The organism is Brachybacterium netajii (SeqCode) (assembly GCF_054114245.1).
Window position 1 is genome coordinate 268,474 of sequence record NZ_JBSYXB010000004.1, and the last position, 25,665, is coordinate 294,138.

Annotated in this window: 23 protein-coding genes; 15 read left to right on the forward strand and 8 right to left on the reverse strand. The window is 73.5% G+C overall.

What is annotated here, in order from left to right:
• Window positions 1-3: 3 nt before the first annotated feature.
• From pstA to ACXET9_RS10340, 5 genes are all read left to right on the forward strand, one after another.
• Window positions 4-1,221 (forward strand): phosphate ABC transporter permease PstA, encoded by a 1,218-nt coding sequence (gene pstA, locus ACXET9_RS10320; protein ID WP_457886501.1) that lies wholly within the window; start codon window positions 4-6, stop codon window positions 1,219-1,221.
• Window positions 1,222-1,344: 123 nt separating this feature from the next.
• The gene (pstB, locus tag ACXET9_RS10325) at window positions 1,345-2,130 is read left to right on the forward strand and encodes a phosphate ABC transporter ATP-binding protein PstB (protein ID WP_457886502.1); all 786 of its coding nucleotides are present in this window, start codon (window positions 1,345-1,347) and stop codon (window positions 2,128-2,130) included.
• Between the two features lie 323 nt (window positions 2,131-2,453).
• Window positions 2,454-3,344 carry an ABC transporter ATP-binding protein gene (locus tag ACXET9_RS10330; RefSeq protein WP_457886503.1) on the forward strand — a complete coding sequence of 297 codons (891 nt, stop codon included), beginning with the start codon at window positions 2,454-2,456 and terminating at the stop codon, window positions 3,342-3,344.
• Window positions 3,341-4,693, forward strand: a complete 1,353-nt coding sequence (locus ACXET9_RS10335; RefSeq protein WP_457886504.1) for a permease — start codon at window positions 3,341-3,343, stop codon at window positions 4,691-4,693. Before ACXET9_RS10330 ends, ACXET9_RS10335 begins: the two co-directional genes overlap by 4 nt.
• 25 nt (window positions 4,694-4,718) lie before the next feature.
• A complete protein-coding gene (locus ACXET9_RS10340; RefSeq protein WP_457886505.1) occupies window positions 4,719-5,042 on the forward strand; it encodes a rhodanese-like domain-containing protein in 324 nt (107 codons plus the stop codon).
• Window positions 5,043-5,079: 37 nt separating this feature from the next.
• On the opposite strand, the gene ACXET9_RS10345 is transcribed toward ACXET9_RS10340, so the two are convergent.
• A complete protein-coding gene (locus ACXET9_RS10345; protein ID WP_457886506.1) occupies window positions 5,080-5,931 on the reverse strand; it encodes a CPBP family intramembrane glutamic endopeptidase in 852 nt (283 codons plus the stop codon).
• 63 nt (window positions 5,932-5,994) lie between these two features.
• On the opposite strand from ACXET9_RS10345, the gene ACXET9_RS10350 reads away from it, so the two are divergent.
• Window positions 5,995-6,771, forward strand: a complete 777-nt coding sequence (locus ACXET9_RS10350) for an SDR family oxidoreductase (RefSeq protein WP_457886507.1) — start codon at window positions 5,995-5,997, stop codon at window positions 6,769-6,771.
• A 31-nt stretch (window positions 6,772-6,802) separates the two neighbouring features.
• Here ACXET9_RS10350 and ACXET9_RS10355 read toward each other — a convergent pair whose 3' ends face one another.
• From ACXET9_RS10355 to ACXET9_RS10365, 3 genes are all read right to left on the reverse strand, one after another.
• The gene (locus tag ACXET9_RS10355) at window positions 6,803-7,204 is read right to left on the reverse strand and encodes a metal-sensitive transcriptional regulator (RefSeq protein WP_457886508.1); all 402 of its coding nucleotides are present in this window, start codon (window positions 7,202-7,204) and stop codon (window positions 6,803-6,805) included.
• Between the two features lie 2 nt (window positions 7,205-7,206).
• The gene (purB, locus tag ACXET9_RS10360; protein WP_457886509.1) at window positions 7,207-8,625 is read right to left on the reverse strand and encodes an adenylosuccinate lyase; all 1,419 of its coding nucleotides are present in this window, start codon (window positions 8,623-8,625) and stop codon (window positions 7,207-7,209) included.
• A gap of 67 nt (window positions 8,626-8,692) precedes the next feature.
• Complete coding sequence (locus ACXET9_RS10365) at window positions 8,693-9,085, reverse strand: phage holin family protein (RefSeq protein ID WP_457886510.1); 393 nt, start codon at window positions 9,083-9,085, stop codon at window positions 8,693-8,695.
• Between the two features lie 146 nt (window positions 9,086-9,231).
• Between ACXET9_RS10365 and ACXET9_RS10370 the strand changes: the two genes are divergently transcribed.
• Window positions 9,232-10,338: a histidinol-phosphate transaminase gene (locus tag ACXET9_RS10370; protein WP_457886511.1), complete on the forward strand. Its 1,107-nt coding sequence runs from the start codon at window positions 9,232-9,234 to the stop codon at window positions 10,336-10,338.
• A 14-nt stretch (window positions 10,339-10,352) separates the two neighbouring features.
• On the opposite strand, the gene trpB is transcribed toward ACXET9_RS10370, so the two are convergent.
• Complete coding sequence (gene trpB, locus ACXET9_RS10375; RefSeq protein WP_457886512.1) at window positions 10,353-11,693, reverse strand: tryptophan synthase subunit beta; 1,341 nt, start codon at window positions 11,691-11,693, stop codon at window positions 10,353-10,355.
• Between the two features lie 334 nt (window positions 11,694-12,027).
• Here trpB and ACXET9_RS10380 point away from each other — a divergent pair, with 334 nt between their 5' ends.
• Window positions 12,028-13,410 (forward strand): MFS transporter, encoded by a 1,383-nt coding sequence (locus tag ACXET9_RS10380; protein WP_457886513.1) that lies wholly within the window; start codon window positions 12,028-12,030, stop codon window positions 13,408-13,410.
• A gap of 124 nt (window positions 13,411-13,534) precedes the next feature.
• Window positions 13,535-14,833: a Gfo/Idh/MocA family oxidoreductase gene (locus ACXET9_RS10385; protein ID WP_457886514.1), complete on the forward strand. Its 1,299-nt coding sequence runs from the start codon at window positions 13,535-13,537 to the stop codon at window positions 14,831-14,833.
• A 51-nt stretch (window positions 14,834-14,884) separates the two neighbouring features.
• On the opposite strand, the gene ACXET9_RS10390 is transcribed toward ACXET9_RS10385, so the two are convergent.
• Window positions 14,885-15,895 carry a CPBP family glutamic-type intramembrane protease gene (locus ACXET9_RS10390; RefSeq protein WP_457886515.1) on the reverse strand — a complete coding sequence of 337 codons (1,011 nt, stop codon included), beginning with the start codon at window positions 15,893-15,895 and terminating at the stop codon, window positions 14,885-14,887.
• 302 nt (window positions 15,896-16,197) lie between these two features.
• Between ACXET9_RS10390 and ACXET9_RS10395 the strand changes: the two genes are divergently transcribed.
• The 6 genes from ACXET9_RS10395 to ACXET9_RS10420 all read left to right on the forward strand — a co-directional run bounded on the left by ACXET9_RS10395 (window position 16,198) and on the right by ACXET9_RS10420 (window position 22,990).
• Entirely contained in the window at window positions 16,198-17,331 is a 1,134-nt protein-coding gene (locus tag ACXET9_RS10395; protein ID WP_457886593.1) for a thiamine pyrophosphate-dependent dehydrogenase E1 component subunit alpha, read from the forward strand.
• Window positions 17,328-18,320: an alpha-ketoacid dehydrogenase subunit beta gene (locus ACXET9_RS10400; RefSeq protein WP_457886516.1), complete on the forward strand. Its 993-nt coding sequence runs from the start codon at window positions 17,328-17,330 to the stop codon at window positions 18,318-18,320. The genes ACXET9_RS10395 and ACXET9_RS10400 overlap by 4 nt, the downstream gene beginning before the upstream one ends.
• Before the next feature lie 13 nt (window positions 18,321-18,333).
• Complete coding sequence (locus ACXET9_RS10405) at window positions 18,334-19,818, forward strand: dihydrolipoamide acetyltransferase family protein (RefSeq protein WP_457886517.1); 1,485 nt, start codon at window positions 18,334-18,336, stop codon at window positions 19,816-19,818.
• 81 nt (window positions 19,819-19,899) lie between these two features.
• Window positions 19,900-20,547, forward strand: coding sequence for a FluC/FEX family fluoride channel (locus ACXET9_RS10410; RefSeq protein ID WP_457886518.1), 648 nt, complete (start codon window positions 19,900-19,902; stop codon window positions 20,545-20,547).
• Window positions 20,544-20,960: a fluoride efflux transporter FluC gene (locus ACXET9_RS10415; RefSeq protein WP_457886519.1), complete on the forward strand. Its 417-nt coding sequence runs from the start codon at window positions 20,544-20,546 to the stop codon at window positions 20,958-20,960. The genes ACXET9_RS10410 and ACXET9_RS10415 overlap by 4 nt, the downstream gene beginning before the upstream one ends.
• On the forward strand, window positions 20,957-22,990 hold the full coding sequence (locus ACXET9_RS10420; protein WP_457886520.1) for a cytochrome c oxidase assembly protein: 2,034 nt from the start codon (window positions 20,957-20,959) through the stop codon (window positions 22,988-22,990). Before ACXET9_RS10415 ends, ACXET9_RS10420 begins: the two co-directional genes overlap by 4 nt.
• A 146-nt stretch (window positions 22,991-23,136) precedes the next feature.
• Here ACXET9_RS10420 and ACXET9_RS10425 read toward each other — a convergent pair whose 3' ends face one another.
• Entirely contained in the window at window positions 23,137-24,684 is a 1,548-nt protein-coding gene (locus ACXET9_RS10425; RefSeq protein ID WP_457886521.1) for a flavin-containing monooxygenase, read from the reverse strand.
• A 93-nt stretch (window positions 24,685-24,777) separates the two neighbouring features.
• Window positions 24,778-25,665: a hypothetical protein gene (locus ACXET9_RS10430; RefSeq protein WP_457886522.1), complete on the reverse strand. Its 888-nt coding sequence runs from the start codon at window positions 25,663-25,665 to the stop codon at window positions 24,778-24,780.

A 25,665-nucleotide genomic window follows, 5' to 3' on the forward strand; every position in this document is an offset into this window, starting at 1 on the left:
CCCATGAGCACCTCGTCCTCCGTCCCCGCCGTCGGATCCGCGGATCCCTCCGGTCCCGCCGGTCCCGCCGGCGGTCCGTCCGGCCGCCGCGCGGAGCGCAGCACCGACGAGCGTCGTCTGCCGCTCTTCCACGCGCTCATCACCGCGCTCATCGCGCTCGCCCTCGCCGCGGTGATCCTCTCGGCCTTCGGGTCGCTGAGCATCTTCGGCCTGCTGCTGCTCGGCTACGTCCTGCACCTGATCGTCGCCTACCTGTACTCGCGGATCCGCGAGGGTCGGCGCTGGGCCGCCGACCGCGTGATGACCCTGGCCGTCGTCGGCGCCTTCGCCATCGCGATGTTCCCGCTGCTGTCGCTGCTGTGGGAGGTCGTCGGCCGCGGCCTCATCCGGATCGTGAAGGCCGCCCCGACGCCCTTCGCGTTCTGGACCACCGACATGTCCGGCATCATCGGCGGCGCCGACGCCGGCGGCGTCCTGCACGCCACCGTCGGCACCCTGCTGATCACCCTGTGGGCGTCGCTGATCTCCATCCCGGTCGGCCTGTTCACCGCGATCTTCCTGGTGGAGTACGCGGACACCGGCTGGAAGCGCATGCTCGGCAAGGGCGTCACCTTCCTGGTCGACGTCATGACCGGCATCCCGTCGATCGTCGCGGGCCTCTTCGGCCTCTCGCTGTTCCTCGTGTTCCTCCCGGACCAGAGCGTGCGCATGGGCATCATGGGCTCCGTCGCCCTGTCGCTGCTGATGATCCCGACGGTCGTGCGCTCGAGCGAGGAGATGCTGCGCCTGGTCCCGCTGGACCTGCGCGAGGCCGCCTACGCCCTCGGCGTGCCGAAGTGGCTGACCATCGTCCGCGTCGTGCTGCGCACCTCGATCGCCGGTCTCACCACCGGCATCACCCTCGCCATCGCCCGCGTCATCGGCGAGACCGCGCCCCTGCTGCTGACGGTCGGCATGGTCACGTCGATCAACTGGAACATGTTCGACGGCCGCATGGCGACGCTGCCGACCTTCATCAACCAGCAGTACCGCAACGGCAACGCCAACTGCATGAGCGATACGGTGACGAATCCGATCAACGGCGACGTGTACGCCTGCTCGATCTCCACCAACCTCGACCGCGCCTGGGCGGCCGCACTGACGCTGATCCTGATCGTCATGATCCTGAACATCGTCGCCCGTCTCATCAGCTACCACTTCTCCCCGAAGCTCAAGCGCTGACCGCGGGACCGGACGGCATCCGCCGTCCGGTCCTCCGGCCCGCAGGCACTCCGGCACACGACCCACAGGTCCGGGCACCGGCTCTCCGAGCTTCCCGAGACGCATCTTCCGAAAGGACCCCAGATGGCAGCCCCCCAGCCCATCACCGTCGAGGATCTGAACATCTACTACGGCGACTTCCTCGCCGTGGAGAACGTCAACGTCCAGATCGCTCCCCGCTCCGTGACCGCCCTGATCGGCCCCTCCGGCTGCGGCAAGTCGACCTTCCTGCGCACCCTGAACCGCATGCACGAGGTCATCCCGGGCGCGCGCGCCGAGGGCACCGTCGAGATCGACGGCCAGGACATCTACGGCAGCGGTGTCGACCCGGTGAACGTCCGCCGCCGCGTCGGCATGGTCTTCCAGAAGCCCAACCCCTTCCCGACCATGTCGATCCAGGACAACGTCCTGGCCGGCGTCAAGCTCAACAACCGCCGCATCGGGAAGAAGGAGGCCGACGAGCTCGTCGAGACCTCGCTGCGCGGCGCCAACCTCTGGAACGAGGTCAAGGACCGCCTCGACAAGCCCGGCCTGGGCCTCTCCGGCGGTCAGCAGCAGCGCCTCTGCATCGCCCGCACCATCGCGGTCAAGCCCGAGGTCGTCCTCATGGACGAGCCCTGCTCCGCCCTGGACCCGATCTCCACGCTCGCGATCGAGGACCTCATCCACGAGATGAAGGAGTCCTTCACGATCGTCATCGTGACGCACAACATGCAGCAGGCCTCGCGCGTCTCGGACAAGACCGGCTTCTTCAACATCGCCGGCACCGGCAAGCCCGGCCACCTCATCGAGTTCGACGACACCGAGAAGATGTTCACGAACCCCGAGAACAAGCAGACCGAGGACTACATCTCCGGCCGCTTCGGGTGATCCCGCAGGTCGGTCCGACGGGCGCTGCGCCCCGGACCGGCCGCTGGGGGCATGCCGCCGGGGAGCGACCCTCGAGGGCTGCAGGGCCGCTGGGCTGCCGAGCCGACCGCCTGACCGAGGATCCGTGAGGATCCCGGGCAGTCGGCCGGCTCGTCCCGTTCCCGGCTGCGTTCCGGCTCGCGTTCCAGCTTGCGCTCCGCGCTGCACTCCGGACCGTGCTTCGCCCCGCCCTGTCGAAGATCCGACCAGGGGATGACGGAACCGGACGAGGATCGCTCCCCGGTCCGACGCGGCCGGGGGTCCGGCGGGCGGATCCTCGAGGCATGACCAGCACACTGCCCGCCCAGAACCCTCATCCGGCCTCGTCATCCGCCTCGTCCGCCTCGTCGGCCGCGCCGACTCCCGCGGGCGGGCTCGCCCCGTCGGCCGCGCCCGCACCGCAGGCCGCGCTCGCCCCGTCCGCGCCGGTCGCGGTGCTCAGCGCCCGCGGCCTCGTCAAGGACTACGGCGACGAGAAGGCGCGCAGCGCCGACGCCCTCACGCGTGCGCTGAACGGCGTCGACCTCGACATCGCGCGTGCCGATTCGGTCGCGATCATGGGCCCGTCGGGCTGCGGGAAGACGACGCTGCTGCACGTCCTCGCCGGGATCCTGCAGCCGACGAGCGGCGTCGTGCGGCACGACGGACGGGACCTGTCGGCGCTCAAGGACCGCGAGCGCACCCGGCTGCGCCGCAGCGACTTCGGCTTCGTCTTCCAGGACGGCCAGCTGCTGCCGGAGCTCACGGCCCTCGAGAACGTGATCCTCCCGCGGATGCTCGCGGGCGTCTCCCGCCGCAGCGCCACCGCCGAGGCCCGCATGCGGCTGGACAGCCTGGGGCTCGCCGGGATGCACGACCGTCGGCCGGGACAGCTCTCCGGCGGTCAGGCGCAGCGCGTCGCGATCGCCCGCGCGCTCGCGGGGAACCCGCAGGTGGTCTTCGCCGACGAGCCCACCGGGGCGCTCGACCAGACCACCGGTCAGCAGGTCCTCCAGGTGCTCGTCGAGGCCTGCCGCGGCACCGGGGCGAGCCTCGTGATGGTCACCCACGACGCGGCGGTCGCCTCCGTCTGCCGACGCACCGTCGCCATGCGCGACGGCCGCATCGACCGCGAGTTCCACCGCCCCGACGCGCAGGCGGCGCCCGTCGCGACCGCGCAGGGCGGTGCGCGATGAACAGCCTGCTGTCCGCGGCGCCGCTGCTGCTGCGCCGGCGCGCGGCCCTCGCCGACGCGCTGCCCGTGATCGCCTTCGCCGCCTCCTCCGCGATCATCGCGACCGTCCTCGGCGGCGCCCTCGCCTTCGTCGGCCGTCTGCCCGAGGGCTCCGGCTCCGGCCCCCTCACCGGCGAGGACTCCGTCATCGGCTTCCTGGTCACCTGCGCGATGGTCGCGACCGCGCTGCTGGTGCCGAGCGCCGTGTCCTTCGGCGGCGCCGCCGCCCGGCTGTCGCTGTCGCGCCGCGAGAAGGACCTCGCGGCGATGCGGCTCGTCGGCGGGACCACCGCGCAGGTCGGCGGCATCGCGCTGGCCGACGTCGCCGGCCAGGCGCTCCTCGGCGGGATCCTCGGCGTCGGCGTGCACCTCGCCGTCGTGCCCGCGCTGACGCTGCTCGACTTCGGCATCACGCCCTTCACCGCGACCGAGCTGATGATGGCCTGGTGGGCGTACCCGCTGGTCGTCGTCGGGCTCGTGCTCGTCGCCGTCGGCTCCGCGGCCGTGGCGCTGACGAACATCGTGCTGAGCCCGCTCGGGGTCGCCCGCGCCTCGCGGACCACCCGCATGTCCCTGCTGCGTGCGGCCGTGTTCGGCGGCATCGTGGTGCTGCTGTTCGGCGTCATGCAGGTGATCACGGCCATCGCCTATGCCAGCACCGCCGTCGCCATCGGCATGATCATCATCCTGATCGGGGCCGTCGTCGCCGGCGTGAACATCATCGGACCGCTGACGGTGTGGCTGGTCGCACGCGGACTCGCCCGCACGACCCGTCGGCCCGCGCTGCTCGTCGGCGCCCGCCGGCTCGCGGCCGACCCCCGGGCCGGCTGGCGCGCGGTCTCCGGGATCACCTTCGCGCTCGTGGTCGCCGGGCTGCTGACGATCATCACGAGCCTGGGGGAGGCGACGAACCCGGAGGAGGCGATGATGTTCACCGCGATGACCACCGGCGGGCTGCTGACCCTCGCGATCGCGGCTGTGCTCGCGGGCGTCTCCGTGGGCGTCACCCAGACCGCCCGGGTGATCGACCAGGGACCGGTTCTGCGCTCCCAGCACATCTCCGGCGCGCAGGTCGGCCAGCTGCACCGCGCCCGCCTCGCCGAGATCGCGATCCCGGTGGTGCTCAGCTCGATCCTCGCCACCGGCACCGCGATGCTGGTCTTCCTCGCGGTCCTCGGGGGCGTCTCCTCGGATCCGGCCGGGCTGATCATGTACGTGGCGTGCGTGCTCGCCGCCTACGCGCTGGTGATCGGCGGCATGCTGGCCTCGGCGCCGCTCGTGCGGCGGGAGGCGCTGCAGGCTGCGGCGTGACCGCGGCCGACGCTAGGCTGGAGGCATGAACTTCGAGAGCATCGCCCCGACCGAGCTGCCCGAGGGCGCCCAGCTGATCGACGTGCGCGAGCAGGACGAATGGGACGCCGGCCACGCCGCATCCGCCCGCCACGTGCCGGCCTCCACCCTGATGGAGCACCTCGACGAGCTGCCCGAGGACGGCGAGCTGTACATCGTCTGCCGCTCCGGCGGGCGCAGCGCCCAGGTCTCCCAGTGGCTCAACGCCAACGGCTACGAGGCCATCAACGTCGTCGGCGGCATGGACCTGTGGTTCGAGTCCGGGCTGCCGATCGTCTCCGACGGCGACGCCGAGGCCTACGTCCTCTGACGCTCGCCCCGACGGGGCGCTGACGCGCCCCGTCGGGTCAGAGCCCCAGCACGTCCTTGAGCAGGGCGTAGCCGACGAAGGCGAACACGTCGATCACGGTGTGGGCGATGACCAGCGGCATCGTCCGACGGGTGCGCCGGTACCACTCGGCGAAGACGAGGCCCATCACCAGGTTCGCGAGCCCCGGTCCGATGCCCTGGTACGTGTGGTACGCCCCGCGCAGCACGGCGGAGGCGACGACGATGCGGCGTCCCGACCAGCCCAGCGCCTCCAGCCGCCGGGTCAGGTAGCCGACGACGATGACCTCCTCGAGCAGACCGTTCTTCAGCGCCGCGAGGATCAGCACGGGCACCGTCCACCAGTAGGCGTCCAGGCCCGCGGCGACCACGTCGACGGTGATGCCGATCGCGCGCCCGAACAGGTAGAACGCGAGACCGGGGATGCCGATCGCGGCGGTGAGCGCAAGCCCCTGCAGCAGGTCCCTCCCCGGGCGCGCGAGATCCATGCCGAGCTCCGCGAGGGCCTCGCGCAGGCCGCCCGCGGTCGCCGCGAGCAGCAGCACCACCAGGGCGACCGACACGAGTGCGAAGCCGATCGACAGCAGCTGGTACATCAGATCGGTCCACGGGGTGTCGCTGAGGGAGCTGTTCAGCGCGGCGCTCTGCTCCGACAGCGGCCCCGCGAGCAGCGCCTGCACCAGCGAGATCAGCGAGTAGATCGCGCTGCGGCCGAGCGACAGCCCCAGCACCACCAGGATCTCCGCATACAGCCAGCGGCGGGACACCCGCCAGACGAGCCCTGCAGTCGTCGGGGCGGCGGGGGAGCCTGCTGCTGCGCCGGCGGCCGGGTTCGCGGCCGGGTCCGCTGCCGGGTCTGAGGGGGAGTCCATGGCCGCATGCTCCCATCCCTGGCCGGGCGCCCGTGGAACGTTCGCCGTGAAACACTCGAGGTCATGACCTCCTCGACGCCCTCCTCCTCCGGCCATCCTGCCGCCGACCGCCCCGCCGGCCGCCCCGCCGGCCGCCCCGCCGCCGACCGTCCCACCGTCCTCATCACCGGCGCCACGCGCGGGATCGGCCTCGCCGTCGCCCGCGAGCTCGCCGCCGACCATCATCTGATCCTCGGCGGACGCCGCGGCGAGGACCTCGCCGCTCTGGTCGAGGAGCTGCCGTCGGCCGAGCCCCTCGTCGCCGAGCTCACCGATCATGAGGCGCTCGCCGCCGCCGTCGGCGCTCTCGAGCTGGAGGCGCGACCGGAGGGGCTCGCCGGGGTCGTGCACTCGGCGGGGATCCTCGTCAGCGGGCGCGTCGACGAGCTCGCCCCCGAGGACTGGGCCCGGTCTTTCGCCGTCAACGTCACGGCGGTCGCGGACCTGACCCGTCTGCTGCTGCCGTCGCTGCGGCGCGCCCGCGGCACCGTCGTCACGATCAACTCGGGCTCCGGCTACACCGCCGGGCCCGGGGGCGGCGCCTACAGCGCCTCGAAGTTCGCGCTGCGGGCGCTGACCGATGCGCTGCGCGCCGAGGAGCGCGAGCACGGGGTGCGGGTCAGCTCCGTCCATCCCGGCCGCACTGCGACGGACATGCAGCGGGAGCTGCGCTCCTTCGAGGGCGGGGAGTACCGCGTCGGCGACTACATGGATCCGGCGACGGTCGCGGCGACCGTCGGCCTCGCCCTGCGCCTGCCGGCCGACGCCGCGATCGACGCGCTGTCGGTCCGGCCCCGCTGATCGGCGGTCGGCCGTCGGCCGCGACCGGGGCTCACTTCATGAGCCGCTTGACCGCCGCCATGATCTCGTCCATCTTGCGGTCGAGCTCCTCGCGGTCGCCCGAGGCGGCCGCATCGTGCACGCAGTGGTGGATGTGGTCGTCGACGAGGCCCGTCGCCACCGACTGCAGCGCCTTGGTGACGGCGGAGATCTGCGTGAGCACGTCGACGCAGTAGGTGTCCGCCTCGACCATCCGCTGCACGCCCCGCACCTGGCCCTCGACGAGCTTCAGCCGTCGCAGGTACGCGGCCTTGCCGTCGCGGTAGCCGGGGTCGCCCTGCGTGCCGTGATCGCCGTGCGCGCAGGCCTCGGCCGTCTCGGGCGTCGGCACCGGCTCCGACGACGGCAGGGCCGCGGCGTCGGACGCCGACGCCGCGGCCCCGTGCTCGGTCATGCTCAGGCCTGCGCGTTCTCGTCCAGGCGGCCGACGATGTCGGCGGCGTAGCCGATGTAGGTCGCGGGGGACAGCGCGAGCAGGCGCTCCTCCTCGGCCTCCGGCAGGCCCAGGCCCTCGATGAACTCGCGCATGCCCTCGCCCGTGACGCGGTGGCCGCGGGTGAGCTCCTTGAGGCGCTCGTAGGGGTTGTCCAGGCCCTCGTGGCCCTGCACGCCGAGGGTGCGCATGACCGACTGGACGGCCTCGCCGAGGACCTCCCAGTTGCCGTCGAGGTCGGCGGCCATGGCGTCGGCGTCGACGTCGAGGCCCGCGAGGCCCCGGACGATGTTCGAGATCGCCAGCAGCGAGTGGCCGAAGGCGGGGCCGACGTTGCGCTGCGTGGTGGAGTCGGTGAGGTCGCGCTGCAGGCGCGAGGTCACGAGCGTCTGGCCGAGCACGTCGAAGAGGGCGCCGGAGATCTCGAGGTTCGCCTCGGCGTTCTCGAAGCGGATCGGGTTGACCTTGTGCGGCATCGTCGAGGAGCCGGTGCCGCCCTGCGCGGACAGGCGCTGGCGGAAGTAGCCCAGCGAGATGTACGTCCACACATCGGTCGAGAGGTTGTGGAGGATGCGGCCGGCGCGGGCGACGTCCGCATACAGCTCGGCCTGCCAGTCGTGGGACTCGATCTGCGTGGTGATCGGGTTCCAGGTCAGGCCCAGGTGCTCGACGAAGGTCCGCGAGACCTCCTGCCAGTCGGCCGACGGGACGGAGATGGCGTGCGCGGCATAGGTGCCGGTCGCGCCGTTGATCTTGCCGAGGATCTCGTCGGCGCCGATGCGGCGGACCTGGCGGCGCAGGCGGTGGACGAACACCGCGAGCTCCTTGCCGAGGGTGGTCGGGGTCGCCGGCTGGCCGTGGGTGCGCGAGAGCATCGGCACCTCGGCGGTCTCGCGGGCGAGATCGGCGAGCTGATCGGTGACGCCGACGAGCGCCGGCAGCCACACGTCCTCGACGGCGCCCTTGACCATGAGCGCGTAGGAGAGGTTGTTGACGTCCTCGGAGGTGCAGTAGATGTGCACGATCTCCGCGAGCGGCTCGAGGGAGGTGCCGGCGAGGCGGCGCTTGATGTAGTACTCGACGGCCTTGACGTCGTGCACCGTCTCCTTCTCGATCTCCGCGTGCTCGGCGATGCCGTCGGCGCCGAAGTCCTCGGGGATCGAGCGCAGCAGCGCGCGCTCGTCGTCGGTGAGGGTGCGCAGGCCGGGGATGACCTCGCCGTCGAGCAGGTGGATGACCCACTCGGTCTCCACCACGAGGCGCGCACGGTTCAGCGCGGCCTCGGAGAGGTGATCGACCAGCGGCGCGACCTGCGAGCGGTAGCGCCCGTCCAGCGGGGTCAGGGCGATGGGCGGGGTGATGTCCGCGAAGGAGTGAGCCATGAGGACCATCATCCCATCCGCCGCGAGGGCCCGGGCCCCGTGTCTCAGACGCCGGAGCCCCGGCCGCTCAGGCCTCGGACTCCTTGCCGAGGCCGGTGACGGCCTCGACGATCGAGGACAGGATGCCGATGATGATGCCCGCCAGGAGCGCCCACCAGAAGGAGTCGAAGGCGAGCGTCAGGTCGAAGATGCTGCACACCCAGCTCGCCAGCAGCAGCATCAGCGTGTTCACGACCAGCTGGAACAGTCCCAGGGTCAGGCACGTGATGGGGAAGGCGAGGAAGGACAGGACCGGGTGGACGATCGTGTTGATGAGCGCGACGATCAGCGCGATCACGCCGATCGTGATCAGCTGGGTGACCAGGCGCGCGCTGTCGTCGCCCAGGTGCATCCCGGGCAGGATCAGTGCGGTCAGCCACAGCGCCAGGCCGGTGACGATGACATGTCCGAGATATCGCATGGCCCCATCCTTCCACCCGGCGCCGTCGCAGGACAGGCCCGAACCGGACGGCCTGCACCCGGCGGGCCCGGGCCCGCGCCCGCTGAGCGAGGTCCGGGGCCCGAGCACGGCCGTCGGCGCCCGACGGGCGGGCATACCCTGAGGGCATGACCACCCCGCAGCATCCTGTCGAGTCCGTCCGCCTGCGCCCCGCGCTGGAGAGGCTGCCCGCGTATGTCGCCGGGCGCCGGGCGGCCGACGACGGGATGCGGCGCTTCAAGATCTCCTCGAACGAGTCGCCGTTCCCGCCGCTGCCGGCGGTGCGCGAGGCCGCGATCGCCGCGCTCGAGGGCGCGAACCGCTACCCGGACATGGCCTCGCTCGAGCTGCGGGAGGCGCTCGGCGCCGAGCACGGCGTCGAGCCCGCGCAGATCTGCCTGTCCACCGGCGCGGTCGCCGTCGCCGGGGATCTCGTGCGCGCGGTCGTCGGCGAGGGCGACGAGGTCGTCTACGCCTGGCGGTCCTTCGAGGCGTACCCGATCCTCGTCGGCTCCCACGGCGGCGTCCCCGTCCCCGTGCCGCTCACGGCCGGCTTCGAGCACGACCTCGACGCGATGGCCGCGGCGATTACCGAGCGCACGCGCCTGGTCGTCCTGTGCACGCCGAACAACCCGACCGGTCCGTCGCTGTCGACGGCGCAGATCGAGGCCTTCCTCGCGAAGGTGCCCGCGGATGTCGTCGTCGCGATCGACGAGGCCTACCGCGAGTTCCACGATCCCGCGACGGTGCTCGACAGCGCCTCCCTCTTCGCCCGCCACGGCAACGTCGTGATCCTGCGGACCTTCTCGAAGATGCAGGGCCTCGCCGGCCTCCGCGTCGGCTACGCGATCGCGCACCCGCGCCTCGCGGCGGCGCTGAGCCAGGTGACGGTGCCCTTCGGCTCGAACCTCCTGGCGCAGTCGGCGGCGCTCGCGACCCTGCGCCCCGAGGTCCGCGCGACCCTCGAGGAGCAGGCCGCGTGGATCCGCTCGGAGCGCGACCGGGTCGCCGCGGCGCTCGCCGCGCAGGGCTGGGAGCTGCCCGTCTCGCAGGCCAACTTCGTGTACTTCCCGCTCGGGGAGCGCAGCGCCGAGTTCCTCGCCGCCGCCGACGCGCGCGGGCTGGTCCTGCGCGGCTACGGGACCGACGGCGTCCGCGCGTCGATCGCCGAGGAGGAGGCCTCCGACCTGCTCATCGAGGTCGCCGGGGAGTGGCTGGCCGGCCACCGCGACTGACCAGCCACCCCGCCTCAGCGGACGACGGCGTCGGGCTCGCCGCCCATGCCGATGCGCTCGGCGACGTAGTCGATGTCCTTGTCGCCGCGGCCCGAGAGGTTCACCAGCAGGTCCGCGCCCGCGCCGAGCTCGGGGGCGAGACGGATCGCGTGGGCGAGGGCGTGGGCGGACTCGAGGGCGGGGATGATACCCTCGGTGCGGCTGAGGCGGAGGAACGCCTCGAGGACCTCCTCGTCGGAGACCTTCACGTACTCGACGCGGCCGAGCTCGGCCAGGCGCACATGCTGCGGCCCGACGCCCGGGTAGTCGAGGCCCGAGGCGATGGAGTGCACGGGCGCCGGCTCCCCGGCCTCGTCCTGGAGGACGCGCGTGGCCATGCCGTGCAGGACGCCGTCGGTGCCGAAGGTCATCGTCGCCGCGTGCTCGCCGGCGCCGTCGCCGCGGCCTCCGGGCTCGACCCCGATCAGGCGCACCTCGGCGTCGTCGAGGAAGGCGGTGAAGGCGCCGAGCGCGTTGGAGCCGCCGCCGACGGACGCGACGACCGCCTCCGGCAGGCGCCCGTGCGCCGCGAGCAGCTGGGCCCGCGCCTCGCGGCCGACGACGCTCTGGAAGTCCCGCACGAGATCCGGGAACGGCGCCGGGCCGACGACGGAGCCGATCGCGAAGAGGTACCGCTCGGGATCCGCGGCGTAGACGCCGAAGGCCGAGTCGACGGCCTCCTTGAGGGTCGCCCCGCCGGTCTCGACGGCGACCACCCGGGCGCCGAGCATCCGCATCCGCACCACGTTCGGGTGCTGCTTGGCGACGTCGACCGCGCCCATGTGGATCTCGCATTCGAGGCCGACGAGCGCCGCCGCGGTCGCGAGCGCGACGCCGTGCTGGCCGGCGCCGGTCTCGGCGATCAGCGTGCGCTTGCCCATCCGCTTCGCGAGCAGGGCCTCGCCGAGGGTGTGGTTGATCTTGTGGGCGCCGGTGTGGTTGAGGTCCTCGCGCTTGAGGAGGATGCGGGCGCCGCCGAGCTCGGCGCTCAGCCGGTCGGCCGACGAGATCGGGGAGGGCCGGCCCACGTAGTCCCGCAGCAGACGGGAGTACTCGGCGTAGAAGGCCTCGTCGTGGCGGGCCTCCTCGTAGGCCGCGGCGGCCTCGGCCATCGGGCCGACGAGCGGCGGAGGCAGCACGGCGCCGCCGTAGGCGCCGAAGGAGCCCTCGACGCTGCGGCCGAGATCGGCGGCGCGCACCAGGTCCGTCGCCTCGGCGAGCGTGCGGGGCTCGCGGGAGGCGGTGCGGGGAGCAGCGGCCGCGGCGTCGTCGGACGCGGCGGCGGAGGCGGTGGGGGAAGCGGGGTTCGCGGTCATGGTCTGATCATCCTTCGGGGTGGGGCCGTCCGAGGGAGGTTCCGCGAAAGCGAGAAGCCGCCCGGGTGGACGGGCGGCTTCGGTGTCAGCGCAGGTGACAGGGGACCGCCCTCAGGCGGTCCACCAGCTCATCGTCGACATGCGCATGAGGAGGACTGTACACCGCGCGCCGGCCCTGAGTCGGCCTCGCGCCGACCTGCGTCGGCCTCGCTGCGGTGCTCCGTGGCGGACACCGCGCGGCAACGGTCGGGGCCCGCGGCGCGGCCCGACTACGCTGGGGGAGTCGAGCGTCCCGGGTCCGTCCGAGGCGCTCGCACGAGCAGAAGGATGACGCATGGCAGGGCGCGACGCGGCCGCATCAGGAGCCGACGCATCAGGAGCCGACGAGTCCCGCACGACGCCCCGGCATACCCCGGTCCTCGGCGGCGCACGGGCGTACATCGTCTGGGTCGCCGCGATCCTCGCCTATGCCTCCGCGGTCATGCAGCGCACCACGATGGGTGTGGCGGGCCTGGAGGCGACCGAGCGCTTCGGGGCCTCGGCGACCATCGTCTCCACCTTCGTGGTGCTGCAGCTGCTCGTCTATGCGCTCTCGCAGATCCCCGCGGGCCTGCTGCTCGACCGCTACGGCTCCCGCGTGACGCTGACCTGCGGGGCGATCCTCATGACGCTCGGCCAGCTGCTGCTGTCGACGACGGACACCATCGCGCTGGCGATGCTCGCCCGCGTCATCGTCGGCGCCGGTGATGCGCTGACCTTCTCCAGCGCGATCCGGCTCGTCCCCGCCTGGTTCCCCGCCTCCCGCGTTCCGCTGCTGACGCAGCTGACGGGCATCCTCGGACAGGTCGGCCAGATCGCCTCGGCGGTGCCCTTCGTGATCATCCTCGGCATCGCCGGCTGGGGCACCGCCTTCCGCACCTCCGCGGGGGTCGCCGCCTGCGCCGCGGTGCTCGTGCTGCTGATCGTGCGGGCCGCCCCCGCGGGCGCGAGCCGCGCCGCGAGCCGGCAGGACATCCGTAGGATCCCGCTGGTCGTCGGCCGCATCGTGCGGCATCCGGCGACGCTGCTGGGCTTCTTCACGCACTTCACCGCGGGCTTCCCCGGCATCGTCTTCGCGATGATGTGGGGCTACCCGTATCTCACCGCGGGGGAGGGGCTCAGCCAGGCGGCCGCCTCCTCCGTCATGACGGTGCTGGTGGTCGTGTCGATCGTCGGCGGACCGCTCGTCGGCGCCCTCACCCAGCGGCATCCGCTGCGCCGCTCGACGCTCGTGCTGCTGATCCTGCTGACGATCGTGGTGCCCCTGGTCGCGCTCGTGCTGTGGCCCGGGAAGGCGCCGATGTGGCTGCTGCTGGTGCTCGTCGCCGGCTTCTCGATCGGCGGCCCGGCCTCCTCCGTCGGCTTCGACTTCCCGCGCACGGACCTCGCCAAGCATCGGCTGGGGACGGCGACGGGCGTGGTCATCATGGGCGGCTTCGTCGGCGGTCTCGTCGCGATCCTGCTGATCGGCGTCGTCCTGGACGGCATGCGGCCCGACGGCGTCTACGACCTGCACGCCTTCCGCGTCGCCTTCGCCGTGCAGCTGCCCCTGCTCGCGATCGGCGTGGTGGGGATGCTGCTGTCGCGGCGGGCCCTGCGCCGCCGGATGGCCGCCCGCGGCGAGGCCGTGCCCTCGTGGCGCGAGGTGTGGCGCAACGGCCGCTGGCGCCGGATCTGAGGACGTCCGCCCCCGTCGGACCTGCTCGGCGCCTCCCCCGCGCACCGGGGGCGGCGCACCCCCTTGCATTGCGGCCCCGGTGTCCCGTAGCGTTCCTCCCGAGCATTAATTTCAAGGAGGAAATATGTCGTTCACCCTGGGGATCGTCGGGATCGGCCAGTTCGGCTCCCACTTCGCCGAGCTCTTCGCCGCCCATCCCGAGATCGACGCCGTCTACGCGGTCGACTCCGTCGCCGAGCGCATCGACGCGATCGAGCAGCGCGAGAGCCACCCCGTCCGCTTCGCCGGCCGCTTCTCGACCGTGGAGGAGCTGCTGGCCTCCGACGTCGACGCGGTCGCCATCTTCACGCAGCGCTGGACCCACGGGCAGATCGCCATCCAGGCGCTGCAGGCCGGCAAGCACGTGTACTCCGCCGTGCCCATGTCCATCGACGAGGAGGAGATCCGCGAGATCACCCGCCTCGTCGCCGAGACCGGGCTCGTCTACATGATGGGCGAGACCAGCCAGTACAACGCCGCCGTCGTCGCCGCCCGCCGCCTGCACCGCAGCGGCGTCTTCGGCGAGGTGTTCTACGCCGAGGGCGACTACGTCCACGACATGGACCTCGGCTTCTACGACGCCTACAAGTACTCCGGCGGCGAGCAGTGGAAGTCCACCGCCTCCTACCCGCCCCTGCTGTACCCGACGCACTCGATCGGCGGCATCCTCGGCGTGATCCCGCGCCACGCCGTCTCGGTCTCGGCGCTCGGTCGGCCCGACACCCGCGGCGACGGCGTCTTCGACAAGGACGTCTCGATGTTCGCCAACGACGTCTCCAACGCCTTCGCCCTCTTCGGGATGGACAACGGCGGCGCCTTCCGCACCAACGAGCTGCGCCGCGTCGGCTACCCGAGCCACAAGCGCGAGTCCCGCTTCCGCTTCTTCGGCGAGGAGTCCAGCTTCGAGGAGACCGTCGACGTCACCTACTGGCACGACAAGGAGCGCGTCCTCGAGCTCACCGAGCTCATCCGCACCGGCGCCACCATGAGCCTCGACGACCCGCGCCTCGCCGACGTCTCCCCGACGCTCCGCGACGCCTTCGTCGCCGGCTCCGCGGCCGCCCACAACATGGCCCGCCTGCCCCAGGAGTTCCAGGGCATGCCCAACGGCCACGAGGGCGCCCACCACTTCCTCGTCGACGACTTCGCCCGCGCCGTCGTCGACGGGAAGCAGCCGCAGGTCAACGCCTGGCAGGCCGCCCGCTACACCCTCCCCGGCGTCGTCGCCCACCGCTCGATGCTGCAGGGCGGGGAGCGCCTGGCGATCGACGACCTCGGCGACTGCCCGCTCGAGGTCCAGGACCTCGACGCCGACCAGGCGCCCCTGGACGTCGAGCTGCTCTGGGAGGAGCAGGAGAAGCGGAAGGCCGCCGCGGCCGTCTGAGCCGGAGCGGGCCGACCCGGTCCCGGAGGACGGTGCGTCGCGAGCGCGGGGTCACGCCTCGCGCGCATCGTCCTCCGCCACGGCCCGCCGCGGCCATACGAGGAACCCGGCCAGCGCCACGAGCGCGATGCCGATGACTCCCAGCGGGGTGTCGATGAACATGTTCAGACGGTCGGCGGTCGCGGAGGTCGCCACGATGCTGAGGGCGAGGCCGACGGTCGAGTTCAGCGTCGCGTGCGCGAACGCGGCGGGGATCGGATTCCCGCCCGCCCGGCGGGTGATCGCGACGAAGAGGTGGTTCAGCGCGATGCAGGCCGGGATGAACATGAGCACCGCCGCCCAGCGCGGGGACCCGGTGTAGTTGTGCCCGATCAGGACGATCGGCAGATGCCAGAGGGACCAGATCGTCCCGCCGAGCACGATCGCCGTCGGCGCCCCCAGCGGTCGCAGCTCCCGCCACAGCCAGCCGCGCCAGCCGATCTCCTCGCCGAGCGCGGGGACGACCGTGATGAGCACGCCGACGAGCGAGATCGCGAGGGTCAGGCCGACGGCGGCCGCGGTCGGCATCTCGAGACCGGCGTCGGCGTAGACACGGGTGATCTCCGCCGCCCAGGTGCCGCCGCTGAGGTCGCCCGGCACGCCGCGCAGCACCATGATCACGGCGCTCGCCAGGTTGATCCCGAGCATGATCAGCAGCGCGAGCGGCGCCCACAGCAGGATCCGCCCCCAGCGCCCGCGGAAGCGGAGGCCGACGGCATCGCGCCAGGAGGTGCGGTCGACGGCCTTCGCGACGATCACCGAGGCGACCGTCGGCGCGAGCATCGCGACCGCGATCAGGGGCGTGTACAGAGGATGCGCGATGCCCTCGTCGAGCACCCAGAAGGGCGCGGCGCAGGCGGCCATGATCGCCAGGGCGATCGCCGCGAAGAGGAGCACGCGGCGCGCGGAGGGGACGGCCCGGCCGGGCGGTGCGGGCGCGGGGGCCGACGCAGGCGAGGGGGAGGAGGACGCGGGAGGCGCGGGGGTTGAGGCGGGGGACGCGGCGGGGGTCGAGGAGCTCATGACTCCACCGTCCGCCCGGCGACCCTGCAGGTCAACGGGCCATGGGGGAGGGTCGACCTCGGTCGGGAGATCCTCGACGATGGTCGCGCCGCCGGGCGGTCGGGGGTGCGACGAAGCGGTCGGAGGGAGGGGTCAGGAGGGGGTTCGTCGGTCTGCAGCGACGGTCCTGCGGCACCGCGGGGCTGTGCCCGCCGGCGTGGTGATCGCCGCATCACCGCTTGGAACTTACGGCACCGTAGGTTAGTCTCCCCGTCGTGAGCGTCTTCTCCACGAGCATCCCGCCCGTCGCGGACCAGGAGCCGATGATCGGCCTCCTCGCGCCCGACGGCACCCGTACCCCCCATCCCGAGCTGGACGCCGTGCTGGCCGGGTCCGGCGGGGCCGACGACCTCGCCTCCCCGGAACGCCTGCGCGGCTACTACCGCGACATGGTGATGATCCGCGCGGCGGACCTCGAGGCCACGAGCCTGCAGCGCCAGGGCCAGCTGGGCCTGTGGGCGAGCGCGCTCGGCCAGGAGGCCGCGCAGATCGGCGCAGGACATGCCTCCCGGACCCAGGACTACCTGGTGCCGACCTATCGGGAGCACGGGATCGCCTGGGCGCGCGGCATCGAGCCGTGGCGCCTGCTCGAGCTGTTCCGCGGCATCAGCCACGGCGGCTGGGACCCCAACGAGCTGCGCACGCACCCGTACATGATCGTGCTGGGCTCGCAGGCCCCGCATGCGGTGGGCTATGCGATGGGCCTGCAGCGCGACGGGCTCGTCGGCACCGGCGACGTCGAGTCCGACACCGCGGTCCTCGCGCTCTTCGGCGACGGCGCCTCGAGCGAGGGCGAGGTCTCCGAGTCCTTCACCTTCGCGGCGTCGTTCCAGGCGCCCGTCGTGTTCTACACGCAGAACAACCAGTGGGCGATCTCGGTGCCGACGTCGGTGCAGACCCGCGTGCCGCTCGCGCAGCGCTCCCGCGGCTGGGGCATCCCCTCGGTCCGGGTCGACGGCAACGACGTGCTCGCCGTGATGGCCGTGGTCCGCTCCGCCCTCGACGCCGCCCGCGCCGGCGAGGGGCCCCGGTTCATCGAGGCCGTCACCTATCGCATGGCCGCGCACACCACGAGCGACGACGCCTCCCGCTACCGCCCCGCCTCCGAGGAGGAGGAGTGGGCGGCGAAGGACCCGATCCTGCGCCTGCGCCGGCACCTCGAGCAGCTCGGCGAGATCGACGACGCCTTCATCGCCCGCTGCGACGAGGAGGCTCACGACCTCGCCATGCAGCTGCACCATCACATCCACGGCATGGAGGACCCGGACCCCGTGGGGATGTTCGAGCACGTCTACGCCGAGCCCCATCCCGTCGTCGACGCCGAGCGCGCCGCCTACCTCGAGTACACGGCCCAGTTCGCGACCGACGACGACCAGAACGAAGGAGCGGGCCGATGAGCTCCACCACCTCCATGACCCTGCCGATCGCCAAGGCGATCACCGCGGGGCTGCGCGATGCGATGCACGCGGACGACAAGGTCCTCATCATGGGCGAGGACGTCGGCGTGCTCGGCGGCGTCTTCCGCGTCACCGACGGCCTGCACGCCGAGTTCGGCGGCCAGCGCGTGGTCGACACGCCGCTCGCGGAGGCCGGGATCGTCGGCACCGCCGTCGGCCTCGCCGTGCGCGGCTACCGGCCGATCGTCGAGATCCAGTTCGACGGCTTCGTCTACCCGGCGTACAACCAGATCACCACGCAGGTCGCCAAGATGCACAACCGCACCTCGGGCCGCGTGAACCTCCCGATGGTCATCCGCATCCCCCACGGCGGCGGCATCGGCGCGGTCGAGCACCACTCCGAGAGCCCCGAGGCGCTGTTCGCGCACACCGCGGGCCTGCGGATCCTCGCGCCGTCGACCGCGCAGGACGCCTACTGGATGACCCGCCAGGCCATCGAGTGCGAGGACCCGGTGATCATGCTCGAGCCCAAGCGCCGCTACTGGGTCAAGGGCGACGTCGACCCCGACCATCGCCCCGAGCTCTCGCCCTGGCAGGCGGCCGTGCGCCGCCCCGGCACCGACGCGACGCTCCTGGCCTGGGGGCCGTGCATGCCGCTCGCGCTCGAGAGCGCCGAGGCCGCCGCGGCCGAGGGCATCGACCTCGAGGTGATCGACGCCCGCTCCCTGTCCCCGCTGGACATGCCGACGATCGTCGCCTCGGTGCGGCGCACCGGCCGGCTCGTGATCGTCCACGAGGCGCCCGTCGTCGGCGGCCTCGGCGCGGAGATCGCCGCGAAGGTCGGCGAGGAGTGCTTCTATCATCTCGAGGCGCCCGTCGCCCGCGTCGGCGGCTACCACACGCCCTACCCGCCGGCCCGGATGGAGCACGCCTACCTGCCCGACCTCGACCGGGTGCTCGACGCGGTGGACCGCGTCCTCGCGCACTGAAAGGATCCTCGTCATGAGCCCGACCCCCTCCTCCTCGTCGATCGTGCAGATCCTCCTCACCGACCCCGGTGAGGGCCTGACCGAGGCCGAGATCCTCGAGATCAAGGTCGCCGTCGGCGACACCGTCGCCATCAACGATCCCGTGATCGAGGTCGAGACCGCCAAGAGCGCCGTCGAGCTGCCGAGCCATGTCGCCGGCACCGTCGTCGCGGTCCTCGTGGCCGTCGGCGACGAGGTCGCCGTCGGCGCCCCGCTGATCGAGGTCGACACCGCCGGCGGACCCGCGCCCGCCGCCCCGGCGCCCGCGGAGGCTCCGGCGTCGGCTGCGCCTGCCCCGGCCGCGCCCACCCCGTCGGCCCCGGCCCCGGCCCCGGAGCCGGTCGTCGACGCCGCCGCGCCGGCCGACGACGAGCCCAAGAACCTCGTCGGCTACGGCGCGAAGGCCGCCCCCGGCGCCCCGCAGCGGCGCCGCCGTCGGCCGACGATCCAGGACGACGAGCCGCAGGTGCCGATCGAGCGCATCCTCGCCAAGCCGCCCGTGCGCAAGCTCGCCCGCGACCTCGGCATCGCCCTCGCCGACGTGCTCGCCACCGGCCCCGGCGGCACCGTCACCCGCGAGGACGTCATCGCCGCGCAGCAGCGCGCGATCTCCGGCGACCAGGTCGGCGCCGGCGCGCCGGCTGCCGGCGCGGCCGACGGCGCCTACTTCCCCGAGGAGTCCCCGCAGGTCCCCGAGGGCCTCGGCGGCGCCATGAAGTCCGTGCGCGACCAGCCCTTCGCGGGCGTCACGAGCGATGAGCGCACCACCCGCGTGCCGATCCGCTCCGTGCGCAAGCGGACCGCCGAGGCGATGGTGGCCTCCGCCTTCACGGCCCCGCACGTGACGGTCTTCAACGAGATCGACATGACCCGCACCGTGCAGATCATCGACGACCTCAAGAGGTCCCGCGAGTGGCAGGGCGTGAAGATCAGCCCGCTCGTGGTGATCGCCAAGGCGCTGCTCGTCGCGATCCGCCGCAACCCCGAGGTCAACGCCTCCTGGGACGAGGCCGCCGGGGAGATCGTCTACAAGCACTTCGTGAACCTCGGGATCGCGGCCGCGACTCCCCGCGGCCTCATCGTCCCGAACCTCAAGGACGCGCACCTGATGACGTTGCGCGAGCTCGCCGACGGCATCGACGACCTCGCCAAGACCGCCCGCGCCGGCCGCACCCCGCTGTCGGCGACCCGCGAGGGCACCATCACGATCACGAACTTCGGCGTCTTCGGCATCGACTCGGGCACCCCGATCCTCAACCCCGGCGAGTCCGTGATCCTGGGCGTCGGCACGATCAAGGAGAAGCCCTGGGCGGTCGACGGGCAGATCGTCCCGCGCCAGATCGCGCAGCTGGCCCTGAGCTTCGACCATCGCCTCATCGACGGCGCCCTCGGCGCCGTGCTGCTGCGCGACATCTCGGCCGTGCTCGAGGATCCGTCCCTCGGACTGGTCTGGGGCTGACGGGGCTGCGCCGCGGGCGGTCGGGACGAGCTCGGCCGCCGGCGGTCGGCCCGGTCCAGGCATGATCGGTACCCTGAACCGGTGACCCCGAGCCCTCCCCCCGGCGCCGACCCGCGCCGCCGCGACGATCCGCGCATGCACACGGTCGAGATGGCCGCGCTGCGGTTCTCCGATCTCGACGACGCGGGCATCCTCGGCTCCGGCCCCGCCCAGCCCTCCCTCACGGCGCGGCGGACGGCCCTGCTGGTCGCCCTCGGCGGCGGGATCGGCGCGATGCTGCGCGGCCTCATCGCGATCGCGCTGCCCGCCGTGCAGACGCCCACCCTGGTCCAGCTGCCCCATGCCTCCCTCCTGGTGAGCGTGCTGGGCTGCCTGATCCTCGGCGGGCTCAACGGCGTGCTCGACGTGCGCCGCTGCCCCGCATGGACGGTGCCGCTGCTGGGCACGGGCCTGTGCGGCGGCTTCACGACGGTCTCGGGCGTCGTGCTCGAGGGGTCGGCGATGATCGGCGCCGACTTCCCGATCCTCGCTTTCATCTACGCGATGCTGACGATCGTGCTGTGCCTCGCGGCGATCGTGCTGGGGATGCTCGCCGGGCGGCGGCTGGGCCGACGCCTCGGCCGCGGCCCGGGGCGCGACGCCGGCCGCGGCCGCCGGGCCGCTCGGCCGGGGACCGCGGCGTCGGGGAGTGCGGCGTTGGGGACCTCCGGGACGGGGGCCGACGCATGAACGGGACTCTGCTCGCCGTGCTGGCGGTCCTGCTGATCGGCGTCGGCGGCGCCATCGGCTCCGTCGTGCGCTGGGCCGCGGGGGAGTACCTCCCGTCGCTGCTCGTGCGCTTCGCCCGGCCCGCGACCGAGGTCGAGATGCGGCCGTGGACGACCTTCCTCGTCAACGCCGCGGCCTGCTTCGGCTCCGGTCTGGTGGTCGCGGCGCTCGGCTCCGCGACGGGAGGCGGGCAGGTCCTCTACCTGGCACTGTCCCTCGGGGTCCTCGGGGGCCTCTCCACGCTCGCCCACGCCGCCGCCGACGTCATCGAGCTCGTCCGCCGCGGCACCGCCGCGATCTCCCTCGCCTATCTCATGCTGACCATCGGCGTGAGCATGGGGATGCTCTGGCTCGGCCTGTGGGTCGCCTCATGACCGGCCGCGACACCGCCCCGCGCCGCGACACCGCCCCGCGCCGCGACACCGCCTCGCGCCGCCCGACGAACCCGCCGGCGACCCGACCGTCGGCCGCCCCGTCGTCCAGCTCGACGGCGCGCCCGGAGCTCCGCCCGACGACGATCATCGCCCTGGTCGCCGCCGTCCTCGGCCTCTCCGCCCTCGCGGTCGTCGCCGCCGACGCGGCGAGCGGCGGCGCCCTCGTGCTCCGCGACGCCGGGGTGATCGCCCGGCGCGGCGCTCCGATCGCCGCGACCGTCGGCGACCTCGCCGCCGCCGTCCTGCTCGGCGGCTCCGTCGTCGCCGGCTGGCTGCTCCGCGACGACGACGACCGCAGCCGGGCGATGGGCCTGGTCGCGATCGCCGCCGGGGTGACCGCCCTCGCCCGCGGCCTCGGACTGCTGTTCTCCTATGCGATCGCGACCGGTCAGGCGGTCGGCTCCGAGCGCTTCGGCTCCGACCTGGGCGTCTACGTCCGCACCGACCTCGGCGTCTGGCTGCTGACGGCGCTGCTGGTCGCCGCCGCGGCCACCACCCTCGCCGTCGCCGGCGCCTCTCGCGGGCTCGCCCGCGCTGTCGCGGTCACCGCCGGCATCATGACCCTCGCCGCGGCGATGACCGGTCATGCCTCCGGCGGGTCGAGCCATGAGACGGCGGCCTCGACGATGCTCGTGCACCTCCTCGCCGTCGGCGTCTGGGCGGGCGGCCTCGCCGTCCTGCAGCTGCTGCCGGCGAGCTCCCGCGACGATGCCCGCATCGTGCGCGGCTACTCGCATCTCGCGCTGATCTGCTGGATCGCACTCGCCGTGAGCGGGATCTGGGCGCTCGCCGTCCGCATGAACGGCCCCGGCGACATCCTCACCAGCGCCTATGTCCAGATCGGCCTGACCAAGGCGGTCCTGCTGCTGGCCCTCGGCGCCCTCGGCTACCTCCAGCGCCGCCAGCTCGCCGATGCCGTCGACGGGACCGCCGGGGCCGACGGGGCCGCCCGGGGCGGCGCGGCCGCATCCGCTGCGTCGTCTGCGTCGTCTGCGTCGTCTGCGTTCCCGGGAGCCGCCGCCTACCGGCGCCTCGCCCTCCTCGAGCTGGTGCTGATGGGGCTCGCGATCGCGCTCGCCGCGGCGATGAGCTCCTCCCCGCCCCCGGCGAGCGAGACGGAGGCGGCGACCGGCCCGGCGGGGATCCTCACCACCTATCCTCTGCCTCCTGCTCCGGTCCTCCCCGATCTCCTCGGCCAGTGGCGGCCCGATCCCTTCTACATGGCGCTGACCTGTGTGCTCGCACTGATCTGGTGGCGGCCCGCCGCTCCGTCCCGTCCTCGCGGCGCGACGCTGCGGCTGCTCGTCGGGGCGGCCGCGATGATCGTCCTGACCAGCGGCCCCCTCGCGGTCTACGCGAAGGTGCTGGTGTCCGCGCATCTGGTGCTGCATGTGCTGCTCGCGCTGATCCCCGGCGCGCTCATCGGGAGCGCCTGGGCGACGGGCATCCTGCGCGGCCGGGCCGCGGCGGGCACCGCGGGCTCGCGGCTGCCGGCGCTGCTGGGCGGCCGCTGGTGGGCGGCGGCGATCGCCTCCGCGCTGCCGGCGCTGCTGCTCGTCGGCGCCTATCTGTCGCCGACGGCGCTGCGCCTGGCGCTCGACTCCCATGTCGCGCACCTCGCGCTCATGCTGCTCGCGCTCGCCGCCGGCGTCGTCCCCGTGCTGGTGTCCGCGACCGTCGTCGCCGCGCGCCCCGCGGGCCGGTGGGCGGCGCTCACGGCGATGCTGCCGCTGCTCGCCCCGGCGCTCGTGCTGCTCGCGGCGGGCATCGTGCTCGCGGTCGGCGATGCGGTGCTGCTGCCCAGCTGGTTCGGCGCCACCGGACGCACCTGGTGGGCCGACGCGCTCGTCGACCAGCAGCGCGGCGGCATCGCGGTGATCGTGCTCGCCGTGCTCGGCATCCTCGCCAGCATCGTCGCCGGGATCACCGCCGCGGGCACCGTGGGACGCGACGCGCGCCGCACCGCCTGAGACGACGGCCGACCGTCGTCGGCCGATGGTCGTCGGGCGCGAGCCGGTGGCCGCGAGCCGGTGGCCGCGAGGCCCTGGACGCGGACCGCGGGGCCCTCGTGCTCGAGGACCCCGCGGTCGGTTCAGCGGTTCAGCAGATCAGCGGTTCAGTCGAACAGCGCGCGCACGGTCGCGAGGCGTGCGAGGAGGGTCTCGCGGTCGGTGAAGGGGACGATCCGCTCTCCCGGGCGTCCCGTGGGCGCCGCCGCGGCGCCGCGCGAGGAGCCCTGGCCGGCGCGCTGGGAGGCGCTGGCGACGGCTCCTGCGGCCGCGCCCGCGACGGCGCCCGCCGCGGCACCGAGCGTGCCGAGCAGACCCGAGCGGGAGGCGGAGGCGAAGGACGGGGCGGGGGCCTCGGAGGCGACCGGGACCGCGCGGTCCGAGCCGGCGCGGAGGCGCCGGAAGCTCTCGAGGGCGGCGATGCGATCCTCGGCCGACGGGTCCGCGGCGCCGGCGGAATGCGCGGTGCCGCGGGCCACGGCGGCGTTCGCCGCGAGGCGGGCCTGCAGGACGTAGGCGGCGATGTCGGCCTGCTCGACGAGGACCGGGAGGATGCCGCCGCCGACGCGCGTCTGGCCGAGCAGGACGAGGTCGTCGCGGCCGCGGGGGAAGGCGCCGAGGAACAGGTCGAGGTCGCCGTCGGCGGTGCGGGGGACGACGCCCTCGGGGAGGTGGTCGGCACCGGTCTCGTAGCCGGTGGCCAGGACGATCAGGTCGGGGACGAAGGAGCTGCCGTCGGCGTGGACGGGCAGGCCCTCGGCGTCGACGCCGGTGACCTCGGCGATCGGCGTGATGCGGCCCTCGCGGATGCGGTCGAGGACGTCGTCGGAGACGATCACGGCGTCGTCGAGGAGGTGCGCGGCGGGCTTCGGGAGGCCGACCTCGGAGGGGTCGCCGGCGGTGCGGGAGACGACCGCCTCGGCGATCCGCTCGTTGAGCTTGCCCAGGAGGGCCGGCTCGCGGGAGGCGGCGACGTCGCCGGGGATGCCGGCGATGCGACGGGGGACGATCCAGTGCCCGGTGCGGGCCGCCCAGCGCACGTCGAGCGCGCGACGGGCGGCATCGACGGCGATGTCGGCCGCGGACTGGCCGGAGCCGACGACGAGCACGCGCTGCCCCTCGAGGCCGTCGGCGCCGTCCCAGTCGTGGGAGTGGATCACACGGATGCCGCGGGAGACGTCGGCGGCCCACTCGGGCAGGTGCGGGCGCTCGGCGATGCCGTGCGCGGAGACGACCGCCCCGTAGACCGTGATCTCGCCGGTGGAGAACTCGACCTGCCACACGCCCTCGCCGTAGGGGCGGGCGGAGCGGACCGCGGTGCGGGGCCGGAAGTGCTCGGTGATCCGATGCCGGGCGGCGTAGGCGCGCAGGTACTTGGCCATGTGGGCGCCCTGCAGGAACTCCGGGAAGGAGACCGGCTGGATCATGTCCTCGTACTGCGTGAAGGAGCGGGAGGAGACCATCTCGAGAGTCGGCCACAGCGGGCCGTCCTCGCGCTCGGGATCCCAGATGCCGCCGACGTGCGGGGCCCGGTCGACGAGGTCGAAGGGGACGTCGAGGGCCTTGAGGGCGGCGGCGGCCGCGAGGCCGGCGGGACCTGCGCCGATGACCAGCACCTTCTCGCGGGTGGGGACCTGGTCGTGCTGCACGGACATCGAGATGCCTTCCGGATCGGGTGCGGCGCCGGGCCGCTGCGGGGAGCCCCGGCGCGACGGGCTGACGCAGGTCATCCTAGTGCTCGGGCCGCCTCATCCGAGGGCGGTCAGCACCACGGAGACGCCGAGAGTGATGAGGATGGTGCTGGTGACGTGCGCCAGGACGATCTGGTCGCGGACGATCCGGCGGGCGCCGCGGGAGACGGGCGCGAGCGCGGAGGCCCCGCTGGACGCCTGCACGACCACGGCGGCCGAGAGGTAGTCGGAGAAGTCCCGCTCGGGCCCGGGCGTGCCGGGCAGGTCGAAGGCGTCGCCGCGGGCGTCCTCGGCGAGGCTCTCGACGGCGAACCCCATGGCGGATCCGATCCAGGCGGTCGCGATCGCCGCGACCGTGACGATGAGCAGCGGGAGCACGCCGAGCTCCTCGGGGCGCCGCAGCAGCAGGAAGATCGCGAGCCCGGCGACGAACACGAGCTGGAGGGCCTCGCCGAAGGCGCCGGTGCGGCCCTGCAGCATCCCGTAGAGGGGGACCGTCCGCCGCACCCGGCTGAGGCGGGCCGCGGCGACGAGCCGGGCCCTCGGCTGGCCGTCCATCGCGAGCCCCGTCAGCCCGGCGTGGACGAGGGTGTGCAGGGAGATCACGCAGATCAGCAGCAGCACGCCGCGGAACAGGCGGGCGTCGCGGTCGTCCCGGACGCCGAGCCCGGGGGCGAGCAGCTCGGTCGCGGCCGAGCCCAGCACGAGTGCGAGGACCAGCGCGAGGCCCAGGCGGAGGTTCGCCGACAGCAGCCTCTCGCGCGAGCGCTCCCGCAGTCGCGTGCGCCGGTCGGCGAGGGCGGCGGCCGCGCGGGAGGATGCCGCGGGCAGGCGCGACACGGCCCGCCGCAGACGGACGGCGAGGCCCCGACCGGATGCGCGCAGGCGGCGCAGGAGTCCGGCAAGACGGCGGAGGAGATCCCGGGCGTCGGAGATCCGGAGCAC